The organism is Pontibacillus sp. HMF3514 (assembly GCF_009858175.1).
Classification (GTDB): domain Bacteria; phylum Bacillota; class Bacilli; order Bacillales; family BH030062; genus Pontibacillus.
Window position 1 is genome coordinate 2565431 of record NZ_CP047393.1, and the last position, 13847, is coordinate 2579277.

16 protein-coding genes, 1 tRNA gene and 1 riboswitch are annotated in these 13847 nt (G+C 39.3%); of the genes, 9 read left to right on the forward strand and 8 right to left on the reverse strand.

Annotation, left to right across the window (positions count from 1 at the left end; translation table 11 throughout):
- Positions 1-166: 166 nt before the first annotated feature.
- From gcvPB to gcvT, 3 genes are read right to left on the reverse strand one after another with little or no spacing between them, the layout of a single operon-like run.
- Positions 167-1630, reverse strand: coding sequence for an aminomethyl-transferring glycine dehydrogenase subunit GcvPB (gene gcvPB, locus GS400_RS13280; protein ID WP_160102520.1), 1464 nt, complete (start codon positions 1628-1630; stop codon positions 167-169).
- On the reverse strand, positions 1623-2972 hold the full coding sequence (gcvPA, locus tag GS400_RS13285) for an aminomethyl-transferring glycine dehydrogenase subunit GcvPA (RefSeq protein WP_160102522.1): 1350 nt from the start codon (positions 2970-2972) through the stop codon (positions 1623-1625). The genes gcvPB and gcvPA overlap by 8 nt, the downstream gene beginning before the upstream one ends.
- Positions 2973-3001: 29 nt before the next feature.
- The gene (gene gcvT, locus GS400_RS13290) at positions 3002-4102 is read right to left on the reverse strand and encodes a glycine cleavage system aminomethyltransferase GcvT (protein ID WP_160102524.1); all 1101 of its coding nucleotides are present in this window, start codon (positions 4100-4102) and stop codon (positions 3002-3004) included.
- Positions 4103-4309: 207 nt separating this feature from the next.
- A riboswitch (glycine riboswitch) is annotated at positions 4310-4398 on the reverse strand.
- A 147-nt stretch (positions 4399-4545) separates the two neighbouring features.
- Between gcvT and GS400_RS13295 the strand changes: the two genes are divergently transcribed.
- Positions 4546-6210, forward strand: coding sequence for a DEAD/DEAH box helicase (locus GS400_RS13295; protein ID WP_160102526.1), 1665 nt, complete (start codon positions 4546-4548; stop codon positions 6208-6210).
- The gene (locus GS400_RS13300) at positions 6188-7036 is read left to right on the forward strand and encodes a YqhG family protein (protein ID WP_160102528.1); all 849 of its coding nucleotides are present in this window, start codon (positions 6188-6190) and stop codon (positions 7034-7036) included. The genes GS400_RS13295 and GS400_RS13300 overlap by 23 nt, the downstream gene beginning before the upstream one ends.
- Before the next feature lie 166 nt (positions 7037-7202).
- Here the strand turns inward: GS400_RS13300 and GS400_RS13305 are convergent, their stop codons facing one another.
- The 3 genes from GS400_RS13305 to GS400_RS13315 form a co-directional block, all read right to left on the reverse strand.
- Positions 7203-7394 carry a YqzE family protein gene (locus GS400_RS13305; protein ID WP_160102530.1) on the reverse strand — a complete coding sequence of 64 codons (192 nt, stop codon included), beginning with the start codon at positions 7392-7394 and terminating at the stop codon, positions 7203-7205.
- Positions 7395-7446: 52 nt separating this feature from the next.
- Complete coding sequence (locus GS400_RS13310; protein ID WP_160102532.1) at positions 7447-7941, reverse strand: shikimate kinase; 495 nt, start codon at positions 7939-7941, stop codon at positions 7447-7449.
- Between the two features lie 66 nt (positions 7942-8007).
- Positions 8008-8352 carry a YolD-like family protein gene (locus GS400_RS13315; protein ID WP_160102534.1) on the reverse strand — a complete coding sequence of 115 codons (345 nt, stop codon included), beginning with the start codon at positions 8350-8352 and terminating at the stop codon, positions 8008-8010.
- A 228-nt stretch (positions 8353-8580) separates the two neighbouring features.
- Here GS400_RS13315 and comGA point away from each other — a divergent pair, with 228 nt between their 5' ends.
- From comGA to GS400_RS13350, 7 genes are all read left to right on the forward strand, one after another.
- Positions 8581-9591 carry a competence type IV pilus ATPase ComGA gene (comGA, locus tag GS400_RS13320; RefSeq protein WP_160102536.1) on the forward strand — a complete coding sequence of 337 codons (1011 nt, stop codon included), beginning with the start codon at positions 8581-8583 and terminating at the stop codon, positions 9589-9591.
- Positions 9557-10618: a competence type IV pilus assembly protein ComGB gene (gene comGB, locus GS400_RS20340; RefSeq protein ID WP_160102538.1), complete on the forward strand. Its 1062-nt coding sequence runs from the start codon at positions 9557-9559 to the stop codon at positions 10616-10618. The genes comGA and comGB overlap by 35 nt, the downstream gene beginning before the upstream one ends.
- Positions 10619-10637: 19 nt before the next feature.
- Positions 10638-10946 carry a competence type IV pilus major pilin ComGC gene (comGC, locus tag GS400_RS13330; protein WP_160102540.1) on the forward strand — a complete coding sequence of 103 codons (309 nt, stop codon included), beginning with the start codon at positions 10638-10640 and terminating at the stop codon, positions 10944-10946.
- Complete coding sequence (gene comGD, locus GS400_RS13335; protein ID WP_160102542.1) at positions 10897-11379, forward strand: competence type IV pilus minor pilin ComGD; 483 nt, start codon at positions 10897-10899, stop codon at positions 11377-11379. The genes comGC and comGD overlap by 50 nt, the downstream gene beginning before the upstream one ends.
- A gap of 290 nt (positions 11380-11669) precedes the next feature.
- Positions 11670-12110: a competence type IV pilus minor pilin ComGF gene (gene comGF, locus GS400_RS13340; RefSeq protein WP_160102544.1), complete on the forward strand. Its 441-nt coding sequence runs from the start codon at positions 11670-11672 to the stop codon at positions 12108-12110.
- A 43-nt stretch (positions 12111-12153) separates the two neighbouring features.
- On the forward strand, positions 12154-12447 hold the full coding sequence (locus tag GS400_RS13345) for a competence type IV pilus minor pilin ComGG (protein WP_160102546.1): 294 nt from the start codon (positions 12154-12156) through the stop codon (positions 12445-12447).
- 62 nt (positions 12448-12509) lie between these two features.
- Positions 12510-12581, forward strand: a tRNA-Gln gene (locus GS400_RS13350).
- 86 nt (positions 12582-12667) lie between these two features.
- On the opposite strand, the gene GS400_RS13355 is transcribed toward GS400_RS13350, so the two are convergent.
- Positions 12668-13138 carry a hypothetical protein gene (locus GS400_RS13355; RefSeq protein ID WP_160102548.1) on the reverse strand — a complete coding sequence of 157 codons (471 nt, stop codon included), beginning with the start codon at positions 13136-13138 and terminating at the stop codon, positions 12668-12670.
- Between the two features lie 187 nt (positions 13139-13325).
- A complete protein-coding gene (locus GS400_RS13360) occupies positions 13326-13709 on the reverse strand; it encodes a Spx/MgsR family RNA polymerase-binding regulatory protein (RefSeq protein ID WP_304608235.1) in 384 nt (127 codons plus the stop codon).
- Positions 13710-13847 lie beyond the last annotated feature (138 nt).

Below are 13847 nucleotides of genomic sequence, written 5' to 3' on the forward strand. Positions count from 1 at the left end.
TCGATCGTTCGTCCGGGGAAAGCAACCCGTTCCCAAGCCCACCGCACTCCACAATAGCAACGGAACCGTCTCTCTCACTAAAACAGTTATTCCATATTAATTCCAGATTATTGAATAAAAACCCAATAAAAAAGCCTAGGGAAATCCCTAGACTTTTAAATGCAAGTTATTCTTCTAAATGCTTCTCGTAACGTAAAACTGGTTTACGAGCAGCTGTTGTTTCATCCATACGGCTGACTACCGTGGTATGAGGAGCTTCTTGTACGATTTCTGGGTTTTCTTCTGCTTCTTTAGAGATCTGTCTCATTGCTTCGATAAATTCATCTAACGTTTCTTTTGATTCGGTTTCAGTTGGTTCTACCATCATAGCTTCCTCTACGTTCAGAGGGAAGTAGATTGTAGGTGGATGATACCCGAAATCAAGCAGGCGTTTTGCCATGTCTAGTGTACGAACGCCTAATTTTTTCTGACGTTTACCAGATAAAACGAATTCGTGTTTACAATGCTGTGTGAAAGGAAGATCGAATTCTTTCTGAAGTTCTCTCATCATATAGTTTGCGTTCACAACAGCATATTCACTTACCTGACGTAATCCTTCAGGTCCCATTGTACGAATATACGTATAAGCACGAACATTAATACCGAAGTTACCGTAGTAAGGTTTCACGCGACCAATGGAATCTGGACGGTCTCCGTCAAATACGAATTGATCATCTTTTTTCGTAAGGATCGGTTTTGGTAGATATGGAGCCAACTCTTCGGAAACTCCTACTGGACCAGATCCTGGGCCACCGCCACCATGAGGACCTGTGAATGTTTTATGCAGATTCAAGTGAACAACATCAAAGCCCATGTCTCCTGGACGAGCGTATCCCATGATTGCATTTAGGTTAGCCCCATCGTAATAGAGGCGACCGCCTGCTTCGTGAACAATGCTTGCCATTTCAAGAATATGCTCTTCAAACAGTCCTAGCGTATTTGGGTTTGTAAGCATAAGTGCAGCTGTTTGATCATCTACAACACGCTTTAAGTCTTCTAAATCAACAAGACCATTTTCATTCGATTTAACCGTTACAGCTTCAAAGCCAGCTACGGTAGCTGATGCTGGGTTTGTCCCGTGTGCAGAGTCAGGAACAATAACTTTTGTACGATTGTAATCACCATTCTTTTCATGGAATGCTCGGATCATCATTAATCCGGTCCATTCTCCATGTGCCCCAGCAGCTGGTTGCAATGTCACTTGGTGCATGCCCGTAATCTCTTCCAGATGTGTTTGAAGATCGTACATTAACTCTAAGGCACCTTGTGAAGATTCTGGACGTTGTAATGGATGCACATGACTAAAGCCAGGCATACGTGCTACATCTTCGTTGATCTTCGGATTATATTTCATGGTACAGGAACCAAGTGGATAGAAACCAGAATCCACACCATGGTTTCGTTTAGAAAGACCTGTGTAATGACGCATAATCTGCAGTTCACTTACTTCAGGTAAATCAGCGTCATTTTTTCGTACATAAGCGTCATCAAGTTCAATATCGACTTCTGGAACATCTAACTCTGGTAAGCTATAACCGACACGACCCTCTTGGCTATATTCGAAAATAACCGGAAAATCTTGATTATGCATATACATCCCCCAATTCTTGAACGAAGTGATCAATTTCGTCCTTAGTACGCAGCTCTGTTACAGCGATAAGCATTGCGCCTTTCATGTTCTCATCAACCGTTTCAAGATCAAAACCACCGATAAATCCTTTCTCTTCTAACTTCTCATTAATAGAAGTAACAGAGTCAGAGAACTGAACTACTAGCTCATTAAAGAATGGTCCATGATACTTCACAGGAATGTTTGCTTCTTGTAACTTCGCATATGCATAACGTGCCTTTTGCATGTTTTGATAAGCCATTTCTTTTAACCCTTGTTTCCCTAGAGCACTTAGCGCTACAGATGAAGCTAATGCATTAAGTGCCTGGTTTGAACAGATATTCGATGTCGCTTTATCACGGCGGATATGTTGTTCACGAGCTTGTAGCGTTAATACGAAACCACGACGGCCTTCTTCATCTTTTGTTTGACCTACAAGGCGACCTGGAACTTTACGCATTAACTTTTTCGTTGTTGCAAAATACCCACAATGTGGTCCACCAAATTGTGCTGGAATACCGAATACTTGCGCATCTCCCACTACAATATCTGCACCAAATTCACCTGGAGGCGTTAAATAGCCTAATGAAAGTGGGTTACTAGATACGATGAACATCGTTTTCTTTTGCTGAGAAATGATGTCTTGCACTTCTGCAAGGGGCTCAATTTGTCCATAGAAGTTTGGATATTGAATAACCACACTCGCTGTATTCTCATCAATTTCACGCTTAACAGCTTCTAGGTCCGTTACGCCATCTTTTTCATCGATCTCTATTACCTCAAGGTTTGGACCTTTAGCATAGGAATGGATAACTTCACGCGACTGAGGGTGTACAGTTTTCGAAACGATAATTTTTTTCTTTTTCGTCTGGCCTGCACTTAAATTCACCGCTTCAGCTAATGCTGTACCGCCGTCGTACATGGAAGAGTTCGCAATATCCATGCCTGTTAATTCAGAGATCATTGTTTGGAATTCGAAAATCGCTTGTAGTTCCCCTTGAGAAATCTCAGGTTGATAAGGCGTATAAGCTGTGTAAAATTCAGAGCGTGAGATGACATGATCTACAATCGATGGAATGTAGTGATCATATACACCCGCTCCTAAAAAGGATGTGTAATCTTTTGTGTTAACGTTTCGATTGGCCAAGCGAGACATTTCTCGTACGAGTTCAGGTTCACTTAGCGCTTTTTTGATATTTAATTCCCCACGAAAACGCACTTTTTCAGGTATGTCTTGAAATAACTCTTCAGATGACTGAACCCCTATGGAATCAAGCATTGCCTTTTTATCCTGTTCAGTCATCGGTAAATAACGATAGGTCATTGTATAGCTCCCCCTTTACCTCTCCATAATTAACGCTTATAAAATGGTGTTGGAACAACTTTCGCACGTAAACGACGCTTACGTACTTGAACTTCTACTTCTTGCCCTTCTTCTGTATATTTCACAGGAAGTAATGCAAGACCGATTCTCTTATCAAGAGTAGGTGATTGCGTACCTGTTGTTACAAAGCCTACTTCCTCTTCCCCAACATATACTGGATAGTCCGTACGAGGAATTCCTTTATCAATCATTTCAATTCCTACAAGCTTACGAGCAGGTCCTTCTTCTTTTTGTTTGGCTAACACTTCTTTACCGATAAAGTCCGCTTCTTTTTTCGCTTTAACAGCAAATCCCATGCCGGCTTCAACAGGTGTAATGTCTGGACTCAGTTCCTGGCCGTATAATGGTAAATTTGCTTCAAAACGTAGTGTGTCTCGAGCTCCAAGACCAATTGGCTGTACGCCTTCGCCTTTTCCTTCTTCTAAAATGGCTCTCCAAAGTGCACCACCGGAAGACTGATCAATATAAATTTCAAAGCCGTCCTCTCCTGTATATCCAGTACGAGAAACGATTGCTTTGTGCTCGATCCCTTTAAAGTCAACGTCTTGCTTGAAACGGAAGAACTTAATTTCTGATAGGTCTTCGTCTGTTAAACGTTGCAAAATTTCTTCGGCTTTCGGACCTTGCAAAGCTAATTGCACATAATGGTCAGAGTGGTTTTCCATGGTTGCATCTTCTGTAAGATGTTGCTTCAACCAATCAAAATCTTTTTGTGTATTTGCAGCATTCACTACAAGTAAATATTTTTGTTCATCAAGCTTATAGACTAATAAATCATCTACTGTTCCACCATTTTCATAACACATGATTGTATATTGAGCACGGTTAACAGTTAGTTTGGATACATCGTTTGTCAGCATCTTTTGTAAAAATGCTTCACTTTCAGGTCCCTCGACTAAAATCTCCCCCATATGAGAAACATCGAATAAACCTGCTTTTGTACGAGTTGCTTCATGTTCTTCTTTAATTGAAGAAAATTGTACAGGAAGGTCCCAACCACCAAAATCGATGGTTTTTGCACCCGATCTTTCATATTCCGGAAACAGTGGTGTTCGTTTTAATTCAGACATTACGCTACCTCCTATTTACTAATGATTCATCACTTTCTTAGCTAACCGTTTAAAAAAGGACATTAAAAAAACAGAGAATCCACACCCTTTGTGTTATTCCCTGTCCATTCACCAGAAAGTTTCGCAGTTATGTAAGCGCATTCAAGTTTGTTAAACGACTGCTTGCTTCTTGGGTGGCCTAATGTGGTTAGGCACTCTCCAGAGGTGCGTCCTACAAGAGTCTTTTTGCCTGAGAGATTCACTAATGTTTGCTCCTTCGGCGCCACGATTTCCGTAGTCTCTCCTCTTGTAATCATCCGCGATTATGAAATTATAAAAATCGTGCATACTAGTCATAATAAGTATGATTTCGATTTCACAGCCATTATACCACATGGTTTCTTGACTGTGCAGATAACATTTTGAAATTTATTGCTTTTCTAATATCGGCTGAGGTGATTGTTGTGAACGAACAAATTCAATTAAATACGACTTTTGAAGAGTCGCTAGAACAAGATCTCATTGCAGAGAATTCTTCCTATTGCTCTTGGGACTTATTCCAAATGGCATACGAGACTTCCAAACATGTAGCGAATCCTGAATTTCAAGGGCTACAATCACAAAAGTATTTACCACATGTTGACTTCCTTCCGCATCAAATGAAATGCGCTGAGCAAGTTGTAGAAAAAATGAACGGTCGTGCCATTCTTGCGGATGAAGTTGGACTTGGTAAAACCATTGAAGCAGGTCTTATACTCAAGGAATATATGATTCGTGGTCTAGCGAAAAAGATTCTTATTCTTGCTCCTGCCTCTCTTGTAAACCAGTGGGTGGTTGAAATGAATACAAAATTTCACATTCCAGCTGTTGCGCAACGAAAGACACACGTGTGGGGACAAGACGTTGTTGTGTCTTCTATTGATACAGCGAAGCGCGCACCACACCGCGATATTATTTTGGATACAGATTATGATTTCATTATTATTGATGAGGCTCACAAACTAAAAAACCATAAGACAAAAAACTATGAATTTGTCCGTTCTCTTAAAAAGAAATATTGTTTACTATTAACGGCTACACCTGTTCAAAATCATCTTGTTGATATTTTCAACCTGGTATCGATCTTAAAACCTGGTCACCTAGGTAACTATGATGATTTCACAAAACGATTTGGCCGAAATCGTAACCAGCTTTCCAATGATGAACATTTGAAAGAGCTCGTTAAGAAAGTCATGGTCCGTAACAGCCGAGGTGAGACCGGAATTGAATGGACAAAGCGAAATGTGGAGACGGTTCATATTGACTTTTCTGAAGAAGAACAAAATACCTATAAATACTTATCAGAAGTAACAAGTGGGGGTATGGCCTTCACAAATATAACGCTTTTACGAGAACTGTGTTCCAGTCGAGAAGCATGCTTTTTATCCCTTCAAAACATGCTTAAAAATGAAGAGATTCACCCTTCTCGTGCGGAGCAACTACAGGAAGTGATCTCCATGATTGAGCAAATGCCGCATCATGCTAAAGCTCAAAAAGTTATAGATTTAATTGGAGATTCCAAAGAAAAGTTTATTATTTTTACAGAATATCGTGCTACGCAATACTACTTACAATGGTATCTGCAACAACATGGAATTTCTTCCGTTCCATTCCGAGGTGGCTTTAAACGTAGCAAGAAGGATTGGATGAAGCAACTTTTCCAAAACCATGCTCAGGTACTCATTGCGACAGAAGCAGGTGGCGAAGGAATCAACCTTCAATTCTGTAACAATATGATTAACTATGATCTTCCTTGGAACCCAATGAGACTCGAGCAACGTATCGGTCGTGTACACCGCTTCGGTCAAAAAGAGGACGTCAATATATACAATTTTGCCATTCGAGATACGATTGAAGAGCATGTTCTCTCTTTACTATATGAAAAAATACAGCTATTCCAACGTGTGGTTGGAAACCTGGATGCTATTTTGCAAAAGCTTGAGATCGATAACCTGGAAAATGAAATTCAGGATATTGTCTCTCAATCCGCTTCAGAGGGCGAAATGAAAATTAAATTAGACAACTTATCGTCTGTTATTTCATACGCTCAAGAACAGGAGGATCAACATGGAACAAGCGGCGCTTCATAATTTTTTACACCGTTATTTTACAGCGAATGATTGTGATATTGTGGAGGATCAAGATGGAGTCATGACGGTCCAACTGACTGATGAAGTCGATGAAATGCTCATGAACCGCCCGTTTTACTGGCATTATGTTAAACGGATGGGCGGTCAAGGCATGCCTATGAAAGTCACCTTCATTACAAATCCTGAAAAACAAGAAGAAAAAGGAGAATGGATCCATTTTGGTTCTCCACGTTTGCATAAAATGTTTCAAACGTTAAGGGAAAAAGGCAGGATTACGAGGCAGTATGAACAAGTAACACCTTCTCAAGGGCAAACATCACTTGTTCCCTGGCTCATGATTAATGCTTCTGTTCAATACAAAGGTACTCAACGGAAGGATGAAGTTCTTTCAATTGGTTTGAATTTAATGAACGGGGGCATGATCCCTGGAATGATGGAAAAGATAGATCCTAATAAAATCGGACCCATCATTAATGATTATTGCTTCACCTTAACTCCTATGATTCGTATGCCAAGCGCTATAAAACGTGTGGAGCAATACATCAACACATATATTGACAGTCAGGACCACAGTTGGAGTGTGGATGCCCTTCAACAATTAGAAAGTGAGAAAGAGTTGCTCTCGTACTTTTTCCGTCATGATTTAGAGAATGAGGTTGAGCAGGAAGAAGATGCGGAAGCAAAAGAAGATGCTGAAAAGCGTTATCAGGATGAGCTAAATAAGTTGGAGGAACGATTTCAGCCTAGTATTTCTGTGGAATTAATCAATGCTGGGGTATTGTATTTTTCGCAGGAGTCCTCGATGCGTTTTATAAAAGGGAAGTAGTCTTTGACGTCCAGAGAGAGCTCTGGACGTTTTTAGTCATATCGTTGTGCGTCATTCTTCGCTCATTAGCGTCACTCCAGACAAGGCATCATTCAAAGATTACCGACAACAAAAAAAAGAGCTAAACCACATAAGATTTAGCTCTTTCACTAGCATCACTTCAAGATCAACTACTTTTGTTTTTGTTTCGCTTAAAGAAAAATTTCAAGGCAAATGGAAGTACACCAAACATCTGATTAGAAATTGGAGTCTTTTGGTGTTTCTTCTCTTCTTTACGTTTTTTCTTTTCTTCTTGTGGCAAATCCATATATCGGACGATTTCTTGTGTCATGAACTTCACATAATCATTTCCAGACATTTTGTTTCACCTCTGGTTATGTGTTTATTCATATTATAACCAGTATTTACGATTATATAAGCGAATTAATTTCAGCAACCACGTCATCGATTGATTTTTGGTCTGTGTTCACAAGATAATCAGCCCATTCCTTATAAACGGGGAGTCTCTTCTCTAATAAGCTTCTACGCTCAGCCTCAGGTTTGCTCCACAATGGGCGACTTTCATCTTCTTGAAGTCGTGCTGAAATCTCTTCAAAAGAAGCATGTAAATAAATAACTGGTCCATGTTCTTTTAAAACAGAAAGATTTTCCTCACGTTCAACAATGCCTCCACCTGTAGAAATGACAGTACTATCACGAGAAGAAAGCTCACGTAACACTTCTGTTTCGCGCATACGAAAACCTTCCTCACCTTCCTTTTTGAATATGTTGGGGATTGAGTCTCCTGCATCTTCTTCGATTTTTTGATCCAGGTCTATGTATGTTCGGTGGGTTTGTTCAGCAAGCAGTTTACCTACACTCGATTTCCCACTTCCCATAAATCCAATTAATACAATATTGTTCATGTGTTGCATCAGTCCTTTTGGTGTTTGAACGATATTTTAAGCATTGAAAAACCTTTCGTCAAACATTTATAAAATATCCACCGCGATAATATTATTGAGCATAATAAATTTGCTGTCTTTGGTATCTTGATCTATTCCATTTAATTTCATTTGATTTCGATCAATACTAATGATTTTAACTTTTGAATAACTAAAACCAAACTCATTATGATATTTCACCTTAACTGTAAGATCATCTTTGATAGCCATCTGCAGCTTAAAGTCAATTTCTACAGCCTGGTCCTCTTCAAGTACTCCTTTCTCCACACGTTCATCTTCTTTCCACATTTCCTTAAGGATTTGAACGTGTTCAGGTAACATTAATGAAGTCCATTTGATGTTACCGCGGTCTCTCCTTTTGTTATCACTCATAACTATATCCCTCCAGAAAACACGAACACTTGTTCTAATTATATACAAAATACACGGAAAGATAAATACTGTTTTTCATTTTCTGCATGATTTGTTCCAGCATTTTTTGTGTATTAGTAAAGAACAAGCTCCAAACCGTGGAATATAATTTTTTTGGGGTAGAGAAGGAATTATAAAAACTCTGTCGAAATATAAGACTTAGAAACGAATTAGGAGGTGACTTATGTCTTGAACCAGGCCCAGCAACATGCTGAACATATTTTAGAGAATGCCATTATCTCCGAAGCTTCTGACATCCATTTTTGCCCCTATGGCGACAATGTCTATATTTACTTTCGTGTAAATGGCAAACGACAATCTGACTCCATTATTTCCTCAACAGATTATGCCCCTCTTTTATCCTACTTTAAATTCACTTCAGGAATGGATATAGGTGAAATATTAAAACCACAAAACGGTATTTCACATTATCACTCAAATAAGACTCACTGCGCTCTTCGACTTTCAACACTCCCTGTCAATTCCACAGAAAGTTTAGCTATTCGCATCTTACCTCAAGAACGCATACCACAATTAAATCAATTATTTATGTTTCCTTATCAACTTCATCGGATGAAAAAATGGGTCACACACCAATCCGGAATTATTGTCTTTACCGGTCCGACGGGTAGCGGCAAAACCACTACGCTATACGCTTTGTTATCCTCTCTCCTCCAAGAAAGATCTTATCAAACCATTACATTAGAAGACCCCATCGAACAGGAACTCCAAGATATTTTACAGGTTCAAGTAAATGAAAAAGCTGGTATTGATTATAATGCAGGGTTAAAAGCAGCTTTACGACATGACCCCGACATCATCATGGTAGGTGAAATTCGTGATAAAAAGACAGCTGAATTCGCATTTCATGCCGCACATACAGGACATTTAGTACTCACAACGCTTCACGCAAAAAATGCATATGGCACGATTTATCGTTTATTAGAAATGGGGATTTCTAGAACTGATCTGGAGCAAACGTTAATCTCCATAGCCTCTCAACAATTATTACCAATTTCCAATCCTCATGATCAACATAGAACTCCTCATCGTGCAGCCATTCTTGAACTATTAGAAGGAAATTTGCTTCAAAATGCCATAAATGGAAATCCTCCACAAAATTCTAATCAGTATCGCTCATTTTCTCATTTAAGGAGGAAAGCTTATGCGCTTGGCTATATCCCTCAAGAATCACTATAGAGGTTCTCGTATCAAGAGACCCCCTCCCAATCAACAAATTCAGTTTTTAAATCGCTTGTCCAACCTTCTTAACAGAGGTTACTCTCTAATGAGTGCACTAAGTATTTTGCAATTCGATCCCGCCCTAAAAAAGTTAATTGAACATATTCATCCATATTTACTCTCTGGCACCTCATTACATGAAGCACTTGAAAAATTGGGCTTTTCGAAATATGTAGTCTCTTATCTTTATTTCTCTAGAGAATATGGAAATTTACAGAGAGCCCTTTCCCAAAGCGCAATAATCTTGGAACAACAACTGGAGTTTAAGAAGAAATTCCAAAAGGTAATCCGCTACCCGGTGATTCTTTTTATATTGTTTTTCGGCTTACTTCTGTTTGTTAAGATTTTTCTGCTCCCTACATTCCTTCAACTCTACGCTTCAATGAATGTCCAATCCACAACAATTCTTACTACATTAAAATGGCTCGATCGATCTTTGTATTTTAATTTTGCTTTTTCTATGTTAACTATCCTTTTCTTTGCTGTGATCTTCATAACTCAAAAGAGGGCTTCAGTTCAGAAAGTCCTCTCTATTTACCGACGAATCCCCGGTTGGAGAACCTATCTTAAGACTCAAACATCCTATCTGTTTTCCTACCACTTCAGCTCCCTACTAAAGTCTGGAATGTCCATTAAACAATGCTTATCCATTATGCGAGACCAAACGCATTTCCCCGTTTTATCCTACCATGCCTCATGTATGTTCAAGGATTTAGAAAAAGGAAGTAGTTTAGCCCATTCAGTACAAAAGCAACTCTTTCTCCATGAAGACATGGCCCAACTCATTAATCGAAATCAAAACGACGGTCGCCTTGATCAAGACCTAGAGATTTATGCAGAATGGATCATTGATGAATTGCAACAGACGCTGTTAAAAGTACTCGCGCTCATTCAGCCACTCATGTTTATTCTTTTAGCGGTTTTCATTATGATGATCTACTCTTCCATTATGCTCCCATTACTTGAATGGATGAGACAAATTTAACTGAAAGGAAGTTTTTATTATGAAAAATGAAAAAGGGTTTACTCTTGTGGAGATGCTCATAGTTTTAATGATTATCTCAACCCTTCTCTTAATTACGATCCCTAACATTGCATCGAACAATAACTTGGTTCAAGAAAAAGGGTGTGATGCTCTTATCAAGCTTGCGGAAACGCAGGCACAAGCATATCGAATCGAGAATGAATCTTTGCCAACAGATCTACAAACCCTTGTTGATGACAACTTTTTAGAACAAAGTACATGCCCGGGAGGAGATCAACTTGAAATCTTACAGGATGGAACCGTACAGAAAGTGGTGGTTTCTCCATAATTCAAATGGTTTCACACTCGTAGAGATGCTCGCTGTATTATTTATTTGGTCTCTCTTTATTGGAATTATGATTACGTTAAGCCCTTCCCTATTTCAGAAACAACACGAAGATGCTTTTATGGAACAATTTCGAGCAGATGTGCTTTGGATTCAACAACAAACCATGACTACCAGAACCCATTACTCCATAATATTTATGCCTGAAGGGAAAACTTATCGTATTTTAAAAAATCGTTTCTATATCGTTGAGACTCGTGAACTCCCTGATGATTGGGAAGTCAGTTTTTCCTACTCCTCGTTAGATAGACATATTCGTTTTGATGTATCAGGGTCCATCTTAGAATCTGGGAGTATTCAATTTTCAACTCCCACAAAAGAACTGAGAGTTGTATTTCCATTTGGAAAGGCGAGGTATTATGTGCTGGAACAATAAAGGATATATGCTTTTGAATAGCTTGTTCTCGTTTAGCTTATTCCTGATTCTAACCCTGTCCTTACTACCTATGATCAGTACAGTTTATAAAGAGCAGAGAATACTAGAAGAACGTAGGTATTGGCTCTATACACTGCACGATGAGTTGAAGCGTAGAGATGAATTAACCTCACTTCCTACTACCACAGAATTAGATCGGCACGAGCGAATAGCGAGTGTTACTTTCCGATACAAATCTTCTCTAATTGAGGGGTGCATAGAATGGATAAATGAGAGGGGGACTGAGGAGCGTGATTGTTTATATAAAAAACCTTAACAACGATAGAGGGATTACTTTACTTGAGGCTCTCCTCTCCCTTTTCATTACCTTGTTAATTTTACAGGCCCTCCCCTATGTCCTCAAAACGGTCTGGATCTATTCTCAACAATCTCCTCAAAAAGATGTAGAGGTTTATCAGTTGTACCATTTTATTGAGCAAGACCTTTATACAACAAGGTCTATTAGCACAATTTCAGATGGAGTTAGACTGTATAAACAAAATGGCGATCAAGTTGATATTGAACAATACGGGAACATGATACGAAGACAGGTCAATCAACAAGGGCATCAAGGCCTATTACACAATGTAAAAAGTTTTGAAGTAAGGTCTTCCTCTAAGGGCTTCTCTATTCTACTTCAAAATGAAGGAGGGTCCATATATCAAAAGTTATTTAACCTCTATACAGAATGAACAAGGATTTGCTTTTCCTCTCCTTCTCCTCTTACTTTCCTTTATGTTTCTGTTTTTTAACGCTTCTCTTTTGCAACTCCAAACAAGCCAAAAGCTAACTACGAATGAAAAAGAACAACTTTATTTGGAAACATTATTTCAAATGGGGAATGCGACATTCCAAAATGGAGCTAATTCTCTACAAGTGAATGGAGAAACAACATATAGATTTCCTTATGGTACTGTCACAGTTGAATATGTCATTTTGGATTCTAATGATATTCAAGCACAATTTACGATGGTGACTTCAGATGGGAGTAAAAATATTGTGAACCGAATAATTTATATCGATCCATAATTTTTTTGTTATATGTGTATATATTTATGGAGAAAATGGCATGATAATTATTGTTACGTCATTGGGCTATAGCCAAGCGGTAAGGCAGCGGTTTTTGGTACCGTTATTCGCTGGTTCGAATCCAGCTAGCCCAGTTCCAAAGCACTGACCATTGAGGTCAGTGCTTTATTTTTTGACCAAATATGATGAATCACTTATTCCTAAATTGGGACTTTTGCCATTAAAGCCCCCTTATGTTGAAGACTTGGATTCGAGATAATACGAGCTTTTCATCGGCTACCCAAGCGATTCCATCGCCTACCCGAGCGATTCCTTCGCTTACCCGAGCGATTCCGTCGCTTACCCAAGCGATTCCGTCGCCTACCCAAGCGATTCCGTCGCCTACCCGAGCGATTCCGTCACTTACCCGAGCGATTCCGTCACCTACCCGAGCGATTCCGTCACTTACCCGAGCGATTCCGTCGCCTACCCGAGCGATTCCGTCGCTTACCCAAGCGATTCCGTCGCCTACCCGAGCGATTCCGTCGCTTACCCAAGCGATTCCGTCGCCTACCCAAGCGATTCCGTCGCCTACCCGAGCGATTCCGTCACTTACCCGAGCGATTCCGTCACTTACCCGAGCGATTCCGTCACTTACCCGAGCGATTCCGTCTCCTACCCGAGGGATTACTGTCACTTCCCAAGAGACCACAGCCCGCCGATCTGCATAGACATAACGGAACCATCCCGCACCTACTTATTCAAGATAACTGCCATTAAACTGAATAAACCATTCTGAAGGATTTAACATATTCTCCATAAATGAAAAACACTACTATCCTCTATGTAAGTGGCAGTAGTGTTTCAGGTCTTCTTATTGGATGTCTTACAGAATCTCATTATGAAATCTTTGTCATAAGCTCTTGTTTTACATTTGTGATACTTTTCAAGCCATCTTCATTATACCCAACTACAAGCTTTTCACCATCCGTCAAAATTGGTCTACGCAAGAGTTTTGGTTCTTTCATAACCAAATCAATAAATTGGGAAATGCTTAAATCGTTTACATCTACATTTAACGATTTATATGTTTTGCCTCGTGTTGCTAATATTTCATCGATGCCATCTGTTGTTAGTTGTAAAATTTCTAAAAATTCCTCATAGGAAGGAGTGTCTCGAAATAGGTGTCTTTCATTAAATCCAACTTCATGATTTTTTAACCAGGCTTTCGTTCTGCGACATGACGTACAGCTTGGATACGTGTAAAACTTTAGACCACTCATCAACTCATCGCACCTTTCTATATGTGAGTTATATTCTGTACATTCATTGTACATTCTTTAAACATAATATGTACAGAATTTTGCTTATCTTCTGTAAATTAAATTGTGTACGTTTTTTAACAACTCGACCAACCTAAA